This is a genomic window from Wenyingzhuangia heitensis (assembly GCF_011762155.1).
Taxonomy (GTDB): domain Bacteria; phylum Bacteroidota; class Bacteroidia; order Flavobacteriales; family Flavobacteriaceae; genus Wenyingzhuangia; species Wenyingzhuangia heitensis.
Window position 1 is genome coordinate 562,917 of sequence record NZ_JAASQL010000001.1, and the last position, 15,020, is coordinate 577,936.

At 32.4% G+C, this 15,020-nt stretch carries 12 protein-coding genes and 1 tRNA gene; all 13 read left to right on the forward strand.

Annotated elements, in window-relative coordinates; all coding sequences use genetic code 11:
• Window positions 1-4 precede the first annotated feature (4 nt).
• Window positions 5-982: an XdhC family protein gene (locus tag FHR24_RS02315; RefSeq protein ID WP_167183284.1), complete on the forward strand. Its 978-nt coding sequence runs from the start codon at window positions 5-7 to the stop codon at window positions 980-982.
• Between the two features lie 31 nt (window positions 983-1,013).
• Window positions 1,014-1,619 carry a nucleotidyltransferase family protein gene (locus FHR24_RS02320; RefSeq protein ID WP_167183287.1) on the forward strand — a complete coding sequence of 202 codons (606 nt, stop codon included), beginning with the start codon at window positions 1,014-1,016 and terminating at the stop codon, window positions 1,617-1,619.
• Window positions 1,620-1,643: 24 nt separating this feature from the next.
• Window positions 1,644-2,000, forward strand: coding sequence for a dihydroneopterin aldolase (gene folB / locus FHR24_RS02325; RefSeq protein WP_167183290.1), 357 nt, complete (start codon window positions 1,644-1,646; stop codon window positions 1,998-2,000).
• Window positions 2,001-2,069: 69 nt separating this feature from the next.
• Window positions 2,070-2,140: transfer RNA gene (locus FHR24_RS02330), tRNA-Cys, on the forward strand.
• Between the two features lie 265 nt (window positions 2,141-2,405).
• Entirely contained in the window at window positions 2,406-3,200 is a 795-nt protein-coding gene (locus tag FHR24_RS02335) for an HAD-IIB family hydrolase (RefSeq protein ID WP_167183293.1), read from the forward strand.
• Window positions 3,193-4,344 carry a glycerate kinase type-2 family protein gene (locus tag FHR24_RS02340; protein WP_167183296.1) on the forward strand — a complete coding sequence of 384 codons (1,152 nt, stop codon included), beginning with the start codon at window positions 3,193-3,195 and terminating at the stop codon, window positions 4,342-4,344. The genes FHR24_RS02335 and FHR24_RS02340 overlap by 8 nt, the downstream gene beginning before the upstream one ends.
• Before the next feature lie 8 nt (window positions 4,345-4,352).
• The gene (locus FHR24_RS02345; protein WP_167183299.1) at window positions 4,353-5,564 is read left to right on the forward strand and encodes a glycosyltransferase family protein; all 1,212 of its coding nucleotides are present in this window, start codon (window positions 4,353-4,355) and stop codon (window positions 5,562-5,564) included.
• Entirely contained in the window at window positions 5,564-7,288 is a 1,725-nt protein-coding gene (locus FHR24_RS02350; protein WP_167183302.1) for a sugar phosphorylase, read from the forward strand. The genes FHR24_RS02345 and FHR24_RS02350 overlap by 1 nt, the downstream gene beginning before the upstream one ends.
• Window positions 7,289-7,372: 84 nt before the next feature.
• Window positions 7,373-8,236: an MBL fold metallo-hydrolase gene (locus FHR24_RS02355; RefSeq protein WP_167183305.1), complete on the forward strand. Its 864-nt coding sequence runs from the start codon at window positions 7,373-7,375 to the stop codon at window positions 8,234-8,236.
• Window positions 8,233-9,891 carry a S8 family peptidase gene (locus FHR24_RS02360; RefSeq protein WP_167183308.1) on the forward strand — a complete coding sequence of 553 codons (1,659 nt, stop codon included), beginning with the start codon at window positions 8,233-8,235 and terminating at the stop codon, window positions 9,889-9,891. The genes FHR24_RS02355 and FHR24_RS02360 overlap by 4 nt, the downstream gene beginning before the upstream one ends.
• Window positions 9,892-9,952: 61 nt before the next feature.
• Entirely contained in the window at window positions 9,953-11,779 is a 1,827-nt protein-coding gene (locus FHR24_RS02365; protein WP_167183311.1) for a M1 family metallopeptidase, read from the forward strand.
• A gap of 49 nt (window positions 11,780-11,828) precedes the next feature.
• Window positions 11,829-12,782 carry an NAD(P)H-dependent flavin oxidoreductase gene (locus FHR24_RS02370; RefSeq protein WP_167183314.1) on the forward strand — a complete coding sequence of 318 codons (954 nt, stop codon included), beginning with the start codon at window positions 11,829-11,831 and terminating at the stop codon, window positions 12,780-12,782.
• 72 nt (window positions 12,783-12,854) lie between these two features.
• On the forward strand, window positions 12,855-15,002 hold the full coding sequence (porW, locus tag FHR24_RS02375) for a type IX secretion system periplasmic lipoprotein PorW/SprE (RefSeq protein WP_208412272.1): 2,148 nt from the start codon (window positions 12,855-12,857) through the stop codon (window positions 15,000-15,002).
• Window positions 15,003-15,020 lie beyond the last annotated feature (18 nt).

The following is a 15,020-nucleotide window of genomic DNA, read 5'->3' on the forward strand; positions in this document are numbered from 1 at the left end:
TTTCATGACTCATGAATTTAAACAAATAATTACAGCTTATTCACAAGCAAAATCACTTTCTAAAAGTACAGTGTTAGCTACTTTAGTGTCGGTTAATGGTTCATCTTATAGAAAAGAAGGTGTGCGAATGTTAATTCACCAAAATCAACAAATTGTTGGAGCTGTAAGTGGTGGTTGTGTAGAAAAAGAAGTGGTTCGTCAATCAGAATCGGTATTTGCAACAGGCCAATCTAAGCTGATGAGTTATGATGGTCGTTACCGTTTAGGTTGTGAAGGAACGTTGTATTTGTTGTTAGAGAAATTAGAGATTGAAGATGAGGTGCTTGTTAAAATTCAAGAATCGTTTGTAAATAGAACATCTTTTGAATTGGTTACTTTTTATGGTGATGAATTTTCTGAAGAAGGAAGAACAATTATTCAGTTTGAAGACGAAGAATATCCAATATCAAACGTTAAAAAAGGAACTGATTTTTTTAATTGTTTTCGTCAAAAAATGGAACCTATATTTCAATTGTATATCATAGGTATAGAGCACGATGCAAACAGTTTAAGTCAGCAAGCTTCTTTTTTAGGTTGGGAAGTTACGGTTGTAAATACGGGTAAAATATTAAAATCTATTGATAAGTTTATTGGAACTAAAAAGATTATCAATTTGGAAGAAGAAAAAGAGATAGACTTGTTGATTGATGATGAAACGGCAATTGTATTGATGAATCATAATTATGCAAAAGATTTATTGTTTTTAAAAAGTATAAAAAACAAGAGGCCTGTGTATATAGGTTTGTTGGGAGCTAAAAAAAGAAAAGAGCAATTGTTAAATGCTTTAATTGAAGAGGATTTAGATGTTTCTGAAGAATTTTTAGCACTTATTCATGGCCCAACAGGATTGGATATAGGATCTGTAACTCCACAAGAAATTGCGGTTTCTATTGTTTCTGAGATTATTTTAACAATCAAAAAGAAATCAGTAAAATGTTTATAAAAAAGGAATACTTGTAACGTGTCTGTGTAAAATGATAGAAAATACGGCTTTTTTAATTTTGGCAGCAGGAGCTTCAAAAAGAATGGGAACTCCCAAGCAATTGTTGTCTTTTAAAACCGATGTTTTGTTAACCCATGCCATTAAGCAGGTGTTGCAAGTTTCTACAGAAAATGTATTTGTTGTGTTGGGAGCAAATTATAAATCTATCTTAAAAAAAATAAGAAGCCTTTCTGTTAATGTAATAGAACATAAAGAATGGGAAAAGGGAATTGGGAGTTCTATTGCTTTTGGAGTGTCTCAAATTCAACAAACAAATAAATACAAAAGAGTAATGCTCTTGTTGGCAGATCAGCCAAATATTAAAGCCGATGATCTTCAACAAATTTTAAGACATCATTTTAATAATAAAAATAAAATTACGGTAACAGCTTGTTATAATTACACGGGAGTTCCTGTTGTTTTTGAGCATTATTTTTTTAAAGAATTAACTTTGTTGTCTAGTGATAACGGAGCAAAATCAATATTGAAAAAATATGAATCTATTGTTTCTGATTTTTTAATAGAGAAAGAAATTGTGGATATAGATACTCCTGAGGATTATGATAAAATGTTAAAAAGTTTAAAACCTTTGTTATAGATTTGTGTTTCCAAAAGACAAGAAATGGGAATTATTAGAGTTCAGAATATTAGAATATACAGCAATCACGGATGTTTAGAAGAAGAAGCTAAAATTGGTTCTCACTACCGAGTAGATGTTGCTGTAAAAGCAGATTTAAGCACGTCTGCAATATCTGATAAATTAGCAGATACAGTAGATTATGTGCATATTAATAAAATAGTAGAAGAAGAGGTGTTGCAACGTTCAGAATTGTTAGAGCATGTGGTAGAAAGAGTGTTGGTAAGACTGCTAAAAGAAATTACATTAATTGAAGAAGCAACTGTGGCTTTGTCTAAATTAAATCCACCAATTGGAGGGGATGTAGCTGCGGTAACTATAGAAATGACAAAAAAAAGATAAGAGGTTAAAAAAAATAGAAAAGTGTATTGTAGAATGTACATTTTTATATAAATTTGCAATCCTAATTAGGGTGTTGTGGCCGAGTGGCTAGGCCCTGGTCTGCAAAACCAGTTACAGCGGTTCGAATCCGCTCGACACCTCTAAGTAAAACCATCACTTTTTAGTGATGGTTTTTTGTTTTTAGACCTATTTCTTAATGCGTTTTTTCTAGTTGAATAATAATAATGAATTGTCACGTTTACGCAAATCTCATTCTAAATCCTGTTTTTTGGCAGGACTAATTGTTTCATAATGTCTTAGCTTTATACTTTAAGTCAAGTCAAAAAGCAATTTTTTTGCTTTTAATAAGAATCTGGGACTGTTTTTTAAAATAGGATTCTTATTTAATGTTTTTGAACATCAATTATGAAGACAGTTATATTTACAGATTTAGACGGAACTTTTTTAAACCACGATGATTATTCTTTTGAGGCATCGTCAGAGGCTTTAGCGTGTATTTTTAAAAAAGAAATTCCGTTAATATTTACCACAAGTAAAACAAAAATAGAAGTTGAATTGTTGCAACAAAAAGTAGCTATTAAAGAACCTTTTATTGTAGAAAATGGAGCAGCTTTGTTTATTCCTAAAAACTACAAAGGGTTTGATTTTTCTTTTTTAACTGCCTTTGAAGATTATTATGTTCTACAATTAGGAGTTGCATATTCACAAGTTTTAAAATTTTACAATGCTTGTAAAAAGCAGTTTGGAATGTTGGGTTTTAGTGATATGACAGATGATGAGGTTGTAAAATATACAGGACTACCTCTAGAAAGTGCAAAATTATCTAAGATTAGAGATTTTACAGAACCTTTTGTTTTAAAGGAAGAAGCTGCGCTAGATATTTTGGAAAAACTAGCTTCAGAAAATGAATTAAAAATTACCAAAGGAGGACGATTTTATCATTTAATAGGAAAAAATCAAGACAAAGGGAAAGCGGTTGAAAAGTGCGCAGAAATTTTTGAGAAGATATACAAAGAAAAAGTAAAATCTATAGGATTGGGAGATGGACAAAACGATGTGCCCTTGCTAAATAGTGTAGATGTACCCATTGCCATTCAAAATCATAAAGGAGAATATATAAGTTTAACAAATTCCGATTTGCAGAAATCTAGTTTTAAAGGAGCTAAGGGTTGGAATGAAATGGTGCTAAAAAATGTATAAAAAAGAATTAGAAAAAATATATAACAAAGCTTTGCGAAAAGTAAAAGCAGTTTCTTTAATAAAAGACAACGTATCTGTTCTGGAAAATGTAATTACTCTTGTAGGGAATGATTATGTGCTTAACAACAATTCTCGTTTTTTTGTTTTTGGAGTAGGAAAAGCTGCTTTTGATATGGCAAAAGAATGCGAAGCTATTTTAAAAGATAAAATTGCAGGAGGAGTCGTTATTTCTACTTCTGTAGGAAAATTAAAATACGCAAAACACTTTACGTCTACGCATCCGTTAGTGTCTGATAAAAGTATAGAAGCAGCAGAAATGTTGATCAATGGAGTGTCGGAATTAACAGAGAATGATGTCTTTGTTTTCCTATTGTCTGGTGGAGCTTCTGCTATGATAGAAAAACCGATTAACGGATTAACTTTAGATGATTTTACTAAAATATCGGCAGCTCTTTTAACATCGGGAATAGATATAAAAGCTTTAAATACTGTTCGAAAATCAATTTCTGAAATCAAAGGAGGAAAACTAGCCAATTATATAAAAGCAAAAGGTGAAGTGTTGGTGTTGAGTGATGTAATTGGAGACGATTTACATACGATTGGTTCAGCACCAATGAACAATGGAAAGTTTCCACATCATATTATTGGGAATAATGAAATTGCTTTACAAGAAGCAAAAATGTATATGAACTCTAAGGTAGAAAAAACAGAAATTATAACAACTACTTTAGAAATGAGTTCAGAAAAAGCAACTGAATTTATATGTGATGAAATTAAAAAATACGATGAACAATACAATAGTTTTTGTTTGCTGTTTGGTGGTGAAACCACAACTGTGGTGACAGGAGATGGTTACGGAGGTAGAAATCAGGAATTAGCATTAAGATTATTGCTTAGTGATTGTATTAACCAAAAAATAACAGTTTTAAGTGCAGGTAGCGATGGTATTGATGGACGATCAAAAGCGACAGGTGCTTTTGTAGATTATGATATTTATGAATTGATAAAAAAGAAAAAACTAGATCCACAAGCATCCTTAAAAAATAGTGATAGCAATACTTTTTTTAAAGAATTAGGGTACGATTTTGTTACAGGAATATCGGGTACCAATGTGATGGATTTTATAATAATTATAAAAAAATAAAGAAAAGTATGGCAGATTTTTTTCAGAATGGAGTGATTACAACACTTCAAAACTTAGGAGATAGAACATTAGAAGATTTAGAAAGCGAATTAGAAGGTTTTAGCAAAAGAAGAGGAATGTTGTTAATGTTACCTGCACTGTATTCTGAGTTTGAAACTCCTGCAATGCACAATATTATAGAGGAGTTAAAAAGTGTAAAATATTTATATAAAATTATTTTAGGGTTAGATCAAGCTACAAAAGAGCAGTTTGAAGAGGTTAAGGAGCTAATGTCTGTTTTGCCTTGTAAAGTAGATGTTTTGTGGAACGATGGCCCTAAAATTCAAGAACTGTATGCCGATTTAACAGCAGAGGGGTTTCCAGGTTTACAAACGCCAGGAAAAGGAAGAAACGTTTGGACAATGATTGGTTATGCTTTGGCAGATAAAGATGCTTATGCCTTTGCGTTACACGATTGTGATATTGTAAATTACAGTAGAGAAATACCTGCTAGATTGTTTTACCCTATTGTACACCCTGCTTTAGATTTTGAATTTAACAAAGGATTTTACTCTAGAGTAACTAACAAACTACACGGTAGAGCAACTCGATTGTTGTATACACCTTTGGTGAATTCTTTAGCTAAAGTATACGGAGAAAGTAAATATTTAGATTATATGGGGAGTTTTAGATACTCATTGTCTGGAGAGTTTTCTTTTATAAGATCTTTAGCTAGAGGTATTGGGATTTCTCCTACTTGGGGGTTAGAAGTTTCTACGTTAAGTGAAGTGTATAAAAACACCTCTAACAAAAGAATTTGTCAAACGGAGATTATGGAAACCTATGAGCATAAACATCAAGATTTGGGAGATCAAGCTTCGGGTTCTGGAATTTATAAAATGTCTAAAGATATTGCCAAAACGTTGTTTAGAGTTTTAGCCCAAGAAGGGATTGTGTTTTCTGAAGCCTCTTTTAAAACTTTGTTGGCTACTTATTTTCAAGAATCTAGATTTGAGATTTCTAAATACAACGCTTTAAGTAAACTAAATGCATTAGAGTATACCAGAGAAAAAGAAATAAAAGCAGTAGAAGCTTTTCAGAATGCTATAAAAGAAGCTGCTTCTGAATTTTATGAAGATCCTATGGGAACACATTCGTTATCCTCATGGATTACCGTAAGATCTGTAATGCCAGACTTTTCTGAAAAATTTGTGAACTACGTTAAAAAAGACAATGAGTAATGAAACATATTTCCGACAAAGACCACACAATAAATAAGCGATTACATAAATTATATCCGCCAGAAGTAGCAGATAGAGCTGTAGATAGTATTATCGATTTAATTTTTAAATACAAATCTAGAATACAATCAAAACCGTATCAATTAAGCGAAAAAGATGTGATTTTAATTACCTACGGAGATCAGGTAAACAAAGATTATGAACCCTCTTTACAAACTTTAAAAGGGTTTATGGACAAGCATTTAAAAGGAATTATAAATTCGGTGCACATTTTGCCTTTTTACCCATACTCTTCTGATGACGGATTTTCTGTAGTGAATTACGGGGCGGTAGATCCTAAAATGGGTTCGTGGAGAGAAATTGAACAAATTAGTGGAGATTATAGATTAATGGTTGATGGAGTAATCAATCATATTTCTCAGTTTTCAGATTGGTTCAAAGCTTTTTTAGCAGATGATCCTTATTTTCAAGATTTTTTTACAGAAGTAGACCCTTCTGTAGATTTAAGCAAAGTGGTAAGACCCAGAGCATTGCCTTTGTTAAGCGAGTTTACAGATGCTAACGGAAAAATTAGACACGTTTGGACTACGTTTAGCAAAGATCAGGTTGATTTGAATTACAAAAGTCATCGGGTTTTAAGAAACGTATTAGATGCCCTGTTTTATTATGTAGAAAAAGGAGCAACGTTAATAAGATTAGATGCCATTGCTTTTATTTGGAAAGAAATAGGAACAGAATGTGTGCATTTAGAACAAACGCATGAGCTGATTCAGCTAATGAGAGAAGTGCTACATGAGGTAGCTCCAGAAGTAATTATAATTACCGAAACCAACGTACCGCATCACGAAAACGTATCTTATTTTGGTAGTGGATCAGATGAGGCTCAAATGGTGTATAATTTTGCATTGCCACCTTTATTGGTACATTCCATTTTAAATAAAAATACTGAAACGTTAATGGGCTGGGCAAAAACCTTAACCTTGCCTAGCGATAAAGTTTGCTTTTTTAATTTTACAGCCAGTCACGATGGAATAGGGTTAAGACCTGTAAAAGGAATTTTAACAGATGCTGAGGTAAATTATGTGGGTGATGTTGTGAAAAGTCACGGAGGATTGGTGTCTTACAAAACAGATGCTGATGGAAGTCAAAGTCCATATGAGCTAAATTGTAGTTATATGGATGCTTTAACTCACCCTGATGAAGAGGACGAAATTCGTTACAAACGTATGTTTTTAGCACAAGTAACGGTGTTAGCTATGCCAGGAGTTCCTGGGGTTTATTTTCATTCTTTGGTAGGTTCTAGAAATTATCATGATGGAGTAAAACACTCCGGAGTAAACAGAACTATTAATAGAGAAAAATACCATATAGATTGGTTAGAAAAAGAATTAGGAACTCAAGGATCTTTGTCTAAAAAAATGTTAGATAGTTATAAGCGTATCATCTCTATTCGTGTAAATGAACCTGCGTTCAATCCTTTTGGGAAATTTGAGTTTTTAGATTTAGGAACCTCACTTTTTGTGGTAGATCAACATTGTATGCATCAAAAAGAGAGAATTGTAGCCCTACATAACTTTTCGGACACAAATATTACTTGTGAATTGCCAGAAACGATAGCATTTCCGTTAACCAATATTTTAATATCTGGTTCAGAATCAAAAATAACAAGTTCTTCTATCACTTTAGAGCCTTTTCAAATACTTTGGTTAAAAGGAGAATTATAGTTTTTTTCTTTTTCTGTTATATTTTAATAAAATCAAACCTCTTTCTAAAGTCATTTTATATCTTTAATATCAAATTGATTTAAGATGACTTTATACCCAATAGAATCGGGAAACTTTAAGTTAGATGGAGGAGCTATGTTTGGTGTAGTACCTAAAGCTATTTGGCAACGAACCAATCCGGCAGATGCTACAAATAGAATAGATGTTGGAATGCGTTCTTTGTTGATAGAAGATGGAGAACGATTGATTTTAATTGATACCGGTTTAGGGGACAAACAAGATGACAAATTCTTTAGTCATATTAGCCCTTGGGGAGATTTTACCACAGATATTTCTTTAGCAAAATACGGTTTTCATAGAGATGATATTACCGATGTTTTTTTAACACACCTGCATTTTGACCATGTTGGTGGAGCTATTCAATGGAACAAAGACAGAACGTTTTTAGAACCGGCATTTAAAAATGCTACGTTTTGGTCCAATGCCAATCATTGGCAATGGGCTGTACAACCCAACGCAAGAGAAAAAGCTTCTTTTTTATCAGAAAACATAGTGCCAATAGAAGAAAGTGGGCAGTTAAAATTTGTGGCAATTAATGGTGAACAAAAATTACAAACATCAGAATTGGGGTTTGGCATATTTTTAGCAGATGGTCACACAGAAAAACAAATGATTCCGATGATTGATTACAAAGGAAAAAAAGTTGTTTTTATGGCAGATTTATTGCCAACAATAGGTCATGTTCCTTTGCCTTATGTAATGGGGTATGATACTAGGCCTTTGTTGACATTGTCGGAAAAAGAATTATTTTTGAAAGAAGCTGCAGATAATGAATACTTGCTGTTTATGCAGCACGATGCACATCATGAAATATGTACAGTCCATCAAACAGAAAAAGGAATAAGATTAAAAGAAACATATACATTTAAAGAAATATTTAATTCATGAAATTAACAAGATATACAGCCGTTGTAGCGTTAGGAGTATTTGTAGTAAGTTGTAGCTCTATTCATAATATTGCGATTCCAGAAGGGAAAAGTGCAGCCATAAACATACCTGCTAAAAAGGTTTTTGCAGAGCAAGAGTTAAACACATGGTCACATTCAGATTTAGCAACGGATTCTATTCCAGGTATGAGTATAGAAAAAGCCTATGAATTTTTACAAAATAAAAAATCAGTTCCTGTAATTGTAGCGGTTACAGATTCAGGATCCGATATTACTCATGAAGATTTAAAAAGCAAGGTTTGGGTAAACAAAAAAGAAATAGCTGGCAACGGTAAAGACGATGATAAAAATGGATTTATTGATGATGTTCATGGATGGAACTTTTTAGGGTCTACCTATGATGAGACTTTAGAGATTACTAGATTGTACAGATCTTTAAAACCTAAATACGAGGGAAAAACATCTGTAGATATTAAGAAAAAAGATACTGAGGCTTATTTGGCTTTTAAAGCCTTGGAAGAAGATTATGAAAATAATTTAGCCGAAGCTAAAAAAGGACAAGAGCAATATATGCAATATCAAGGTATGCTAAAAGATACGGATGTTGCGATGCAAAATTTAACAGGTAAAAAAGAATATACCTTAGAAGACATAAAAGGGGCTACTTCTACATTTGATTTGGTAAATTCTAAAAAAGAAATGGCTATCCGAATTTTAGAAAGCGGAAGTACTATTGAAGAGCAGATAGAGCAATTAGAACCTGCTGTAGAATATTATACTTCTAAAGTTAATACCTATTACAATTTAGAGTTTGATGGTAGAGCTGCATTAAATGATGATGCTTATTCTATGAAAACAAAAGTATACGGGGATAACAATGTAAAAGACCAGGCAGAAGATGAAATTCACGGAACACATGTTTCTGGGATTATTTTAGCTGATAGAAATAACAGTTTAGGAGTACAAGGAGTTGCCGAAAATGCTTTGTTAATGGCGGTAAGAGTTGTGCCAAACGGAGATGAATATGACAAAGATGTGGCTTTGGGAATTAGATATGCGGTAGACAATGGAGCAAAAGTAATTAATACAAGTTTTGGAAAAGGATATTCTCCAAATGCAGAATGGGTATATGATGCGATTAAATACGCAGCTAAAAACGATGTGTTGATTGTAAATGCAGCTGGAAATGATGCTCAGAATATTGACGAAAAAGCGAGCTATCCAAAAGATGTAGATGATGCAGAAGAAATTTCTGACAATTTTTTAACCATCGGTGCATTGACTCGTTTTTATGACGAAAAATTATTAGCAGATTTTACCAACTATGGTAAAAAGAGTGTAGATGTTTTTGCACCAGGACACGATATTTACAATACCGTTCCAGGGAATGAATACAAAAAATTAAGCGGAACATCAATGGCATCTCCTGCAACAGCGGGTGTAGCAGCATTAATTAGATCTTATTACCCAGAATTATCGGCAAGTCAAGTAAAACATATTATTATGAATTCGGGTACGTTGGTAAATATGGAGGTTTTATTGCCAGGAGGAGCAGGAAAAAAAGTAAAATTATCAGAGATTTCTAGAAGTGGGAGAATGGTAAATGCATACAATGCTGTAAAAATGGCAGAAGCAATTGTGAATCAAAAAAAGTAAGTAAAAAATTTATAAATTATATACCAGCCTTTTTTAGGCTGGTATTTTTATTTAAAAGATGATGAAAAAAATAATATTCTTTTTGGGAATGTTGTCAATTACAGTAAATGCACAGTACTGGCAACAAAAAACAGATTATAAAATGGATGTTGATATGGATGTAGAAACCTATCAATACAAAGGAAAACAGGAGATTACGTACAGAAATAATTCCCCAGAAACCATCACAAAAGTTTACTATCATTTGTATAACAATGCTTTTCAGCCAGGGAGTGCTATGGATGTAAAAATCCAAAATATGAAAGATCCAGATCCTAGAGTGATGATAAATATAGGGACTGAAGAGGCTCCAGTAAATAAAAGTAAAATAGCATTGCTAAAGCCAGAAGAGCAAGGGTTTATAAAAGTCTTAAAACTAACGCAAAAAGGAGAGCTTTTAAAATATTATGTAGAAGGAACGGTTTTAGAAGTAGCGTTGGCAAAACCTATAAAAGCAGGACGTAAAACCAGCTTAGAAATGGAGTTTGAAGGTCAAATTCCGTTACAAGTAAGAAGGTCTGGTAGAGATAATAAAGAAGGTGTGGCTTTGTCTATGACACAATGGTATCCAAAATTAGCTGCTTACGATCAAGAAGGATGGCATGCAAATCCGTACTTGGGAGCGGAGTTTTATGCAGATTGGGGAGATTATGAAGTAAATATCTCTATAGATAAAGAGTATACCATTGGAGGTTCTGGGTATTTGCAAAATCCGAATGAAGTAGGACATGGGTACGAAACATCTAAAGACAAATTAGAACAAAAAATAGAAAACGGAAAAATTACTTGGGAGTTTAAAGCACCAAATGTTCACGATTTTTCTTGGGCTGCAGATGCAGATTACAAACATTTAAAACATCAAGTAGCAAACGGACCCGAAGTTCATTTTTTATACAAAAACACACTAGATGGAGATAGAAAAGCCTCTTGGGAAAAATTACCTAAAGTTATGGATCAGTTGTTTGCTTTTTACAAAGAACAAGTAGGAGCTTATCCTTACAAACAATATACGGTAGTTCAAGGAGGAGACGGAGGTATGGAATATGCAATGTGTACTTTAATTACGGGAGATAGAGATTATAGAAGCTTGGTAGGTGTAGTTGCTCACGAATTGGCACATTCTTGGTTTCAGTTTTTATTAGCGAGTAACGAGACCAAACATGCTTGGATGGATGAAGGATTCACTACCTACATATCTACATTAATAGAGCATCAATTGTTTAATGATGATAAAGGTGCTTTTGAAAAAATGTATGCTAGTTATGTAAAGTTGATAGGATACGGAATAGAAGAACCTTTAACAACTTATGGTGATTCTTTTGATTATAATTATGGATATGGAGTGTCTTCTTATAACAAAGGAGCTTTGTTTCTAGATCAATTAGAATATATAATAGGAAAAGATGCATTAAAAAATACGTTAAGAAATTATTTTAAAGCCTATAGTTTTAAACATCCAACACCAGAAAACTTTATGAGAGTAGCAGAAAAAAGCTCAGGATTGGAATTGGATTGGTATTTAAATTATTGGACAGAGACGACGGCTACTATAGATTATGAAATTTTCCCTCCTTTAACAGATAAAATTACAATCCATAGAAAAGGAAAAATGCCTATGCCAATAGAAGTAACGGTAACTTATGAAGATGATAGTACAGAAGGATTTTACATTCCTTTGGATATTATGAGAGGTGAAAAAAAACAAGAAGTGACTGTTTTGGCAGATTGGTCTTGGATAAAACCTACCTATAGTTTTTCTGTTGCGAAACCAATAAAAAAAGTGGAGCTTGATCAAGATCATCAAATGGTAGATGTAAACAGAGAAAATAATGTGTGGAATAAAAATTAACATTCGTCAAATTAAAAGAGTACCTTAATCACCCACTAGAAACAATAAAATGCCTCAGTCAAAAACATTACAACAAATATTAAATATAGAGTTGCCTTTTTTGGTAGCTCCCATGTTTTTGGTGTCTAACACAGCTATGGTAATTGCAGCAATGCAAAAAGGAGGAGCAGGATGTATTCCGGCTTTAAATTACAGAAGAATTAGTGAATTAAAAGAGGCTATAAGAGAAATGAAAGCTCATAAACCTAGTCATGGGGCTTTTGGAATTAATATTATAGTAAACCCATCAAACTTAAAATACAGAGAACAATTAAAAGCATGTTGTGATGAAGGTGTAGATTTTATTATTACTTCATTAGGAAGTCCTAGAGAGGTGATTGTAAAAGCGAGAAGGGCTAAGATTAAAGTTTTTTGTGATGTAGTAAATTTAGAGCATGCAAAAAAAGCAGAGGCTTTGGGTTGTGATGCTTTAATTGCCGTAAATAACAGAGCCGGAGGACATAGAGGAGCATTAGATCCAGAGAGCTTAATTAAAGAGTTGGTTAGTAATACAAGTTTACCTGTAATATCTGCAGGAGGAATTGGATCTAAGCAAGACTTATATGAGGTGTTGTCTTATGGAGCGGCAGGAGCATCTATAGGGAGTCCATTTATAGCATCGGAAGAGTCTCAGGTTTCAGAAGCGTACAAAAGTGCATGTGTTTCTTATGGAGCCAAAGATATTGTAATGACTAAAAAAATATCGGGAACACCTTGTACGGTTATCAATACACCTTATGTACAAAAAGTAGGTTTGGATGAAACTTGGATAGAAAAAAAACTTCACAGATATCGTTTCTTGAAAAAGTGGATTAAGTTACTAAGATATTTAAAAGGAACACAAGATGTGGTTTGTTCTGCTAAAGAAGTTACTTATAAAAATGTTTGGGTTGCTGGCCCAAGTATTGAAGATACTCATAAAATTGAGCCTATTTCTAAAATTATAGATAGATTTATTCTGTAAGCACAATCCCTTTGCTATTAGAACGTTATATTTGTGACTTAAGAAAATTCATATTTTTAGACTTAAACTTTTGTGAAGCACTATTTTTTATACATATCTGCATTTCTTTTGTTGGCCTGTAGTACTCGTAAAGATAAATTTGTTAATAGACAATATCATGCTTTAGTTACAAAATACAACGTGGTTTACAACGGAAAACTGGCTTTTAAAAAAGGGTTAGAAAAAGTAGAAAACACCTATCAAGACAATTTTAATGAGATTCTTCCTATTGAGCCTTTTAGTTTTTACGCAGATCAAGAAGTAGATGGAGATGCCCAGCCTATTGGTCAAGTAGATTTTGAACGTGCTGAAGAAAAAGCGGTAAAAGCAATTCAGAAACATTCTATGTTAATAGGAGGAGAGGAGAGAAATTCTCAAATAGATGAGGCTTATTTATTATTGGCTAAATCTAGGTATTATACCAAAAGATTTGGACCTGCTTTAGAATCTTTTGAATACATTATAAAAAATTATCCAAGCGCTAGTTTAATTTACGAGACTGTAGTTTGGAGAGCTAAGGCAAATATCCATTTAGACAATGCTGATTTTGGTAAAAGAGCTTTAAAAAGATTGTTGACTTCTTCAAAAATATCTCCTAAAATAAGACAACAGGCTGAGGTGGGAGTAATTATGGCTTATCAAAAAACACCAGATAGTTTAGATCAAATAACAACCCATTTAGAAGCAGCTTTGGAAGCTTTAGATAAAGGAACTACAGCCTCTAGAGTTGCATTTACATTAGGTCAAGTTTATAGAAAACAAGGACAGATTGAAAAGTCTGATAAAGCTTTTGATAAGGTTATAAATACCCAAGGAGGATTGTATAAGTTTAAAGTGCAGGCTAGGTTAGAAAAAATCAACAATCATATAGAAGACTATACAACACAAGAGTTTTTAGATGAGGTTAATCACTTAATTAGTGTGACTAAAAATAGACCTTATTTAGGTGCTTTATTATATGAAAAAGGACTGATTTATCAAGCTTCAGATTCAATTATATTGGCAAAACAGTTTTTTACAGAATCTGTACAAAGTCCTAAAAGTGATGTAAGTCAGAAAGTGTTGAGTTATGAAAAATTAGGAGATTTATCGTATGACTTAAAAAAGTACGAATCAGCAAAATCGTACTACGATACTTTAATTAATGTTGCTCAAAATAAAAAATCTAGACGTGTAATTAGAATAAAAAGAAAATCTAGCAGTTTAGAAAAAATTGTAAACATTCAGAAAGAGGCAAAAGTGAATGATAGTTTGTTGAAAATAGCAAGCATGAACAATGTTGATTTAAACACTTACTTTGAAAATTACATTCAGAAAATACAAGAACAAGAAAAACAAACCAGACTAAGGGAATTAAAGCTATTGGCTGGTCAAAATAATATTGGATTTGCAGATAAAACAGATTGGTATTTTTACAATAGTACAGAAAGAATAAAAGGAAAGACTGCGTTTAAGGAAATGTGGAATTTAAATCTTAAAAAACAAAATTGGTACGCAGTATCTTTAGGGATTAAGAATGACGTAGATGAAGGAACAAAGCCTTTAGAAGAAGAAAAAACACCATCAGAAAATAAATATAAAGTAGCATTTTATACTAGTACAATAAATAGGGATCCACAGTTTTTAGATAGTATTACAAAAAGTAGAAATCTAAACTATTACGAATTAGGAAATGCATATTACAGTCAGTTAGCAGAAAACAATTTGGCAATAGAAAAATTAGAAACTTTAATTTTATTTGATCCTAAAAATGATTTAAAAATAGGAGCCTATTATAAATTGTATAAAATATATAAAGAATCTGATGATTTTACAAAGGCTAATTTGTACAAACAAAAATTGTTGCAAGAATACCCTAGTTCATCATTTACAAAATTGGCAAACAATAACAATGAAGTTGATGTAGCTAAAGAAGCAGCAGATTCTTATATTACTTGTTACGAGACTATTTATGAATTGTATAAGTTAAATTCTATAGAAGCTGCAAAAGAAGAAATAGATGTAGCGCTTATTAAATATGGAGAAACTGATTTGGCACCAAAATATGCTTTGTTAAATGCATATTTAATAGCAAAGCAACAGGGGAAAGAAGCCTTTGAAAAAGAATTGAAAGATTTAAGCTTTAGATATCCTAATTCTACTGAGGCAGAAAAAGCAAAAGAGCTATTAAATAAGAAATAATTAACTTTGAAAGAATAA

Excerpts from the sequence above, each read along its gene's own strand:
- FHR24_RS02360 (WP_167183308.1), top strand. The coding sequence starts at position 8,233 with ATGAAATTAACAAGATATACAGCCGTTGTAGCGTTAGGAGTATTTGTA.
- FHR24_RS02370 (WP_167183314.1), top strand. The coding sequence starts at position 11,829 with ATGCCTCAGTCAAAAACATTACAACAAATATTAAATATAGAGTTGCCT.
- FHR24_RS02365 (WP_167183311.1), top strand. The coding sequence starts at position 9,953 with ATGAAAAAAATAATATTCTTTTTGGGAATGTTGTCAATTACAGTAAAT.
- FHR24_RS02350 (WP_167183302.1), top strand. The coding sequence starts at position 5,564 with ATGAAACATATTTCCGACAAAGACCACACAATAAATAAGCGATTACAT.
- FHR24_RS02345 (WP_167183299.1), top strand. The coding sequence starts at position 4,353 with ATGGCAGATTTTTTTCAGAATGGAGTGATTACAACACTTCAAAACTTA.
- FHR24_RS02320 (WP_167183287.1), top strand. The coding sequence starts at position 1,014 with ATGATAGAAAATACGGCTTTTTTAATTTTGGCAGCAGGAGCTTCAAAA.
- folB (WP_167183290.1), top strand. The coding sequence starts at position 1,644 with ATGGGAATTATTAGAGTTCAGAATATTAGAATATACAGCAATCACGGA.
- FHR24_RS02340 (WP_167183296.1), top strand. The coding sequence starts at position 3,193 with ATGTATAAAAAAGAATTAGAAAAAATATATAACAAAGCTTTGCGAAAA.
- FHR24_RS02315 (WP_167183284.1), top strand. The coding sequence starts at position 5 with ATGACTCATGAATTTAAACAAATAATTACAGCTTATTCACAAGCAAAA.
- FHR24_RS02355 (WP_167183305.1), top strand. The coding sequence starts at position 7,373 with ATGACTTTATACCCAATAGAATCGGGAAACTTTAAGTTAGATGGAGGA.
- FHR24_RS02335 (WP_167183293.1), top strand. The coding sequence starts at position 2,406 with ATGAAGACAGTTATATTTACAGATTTAGACGGAACTTTTTTAAACCAC.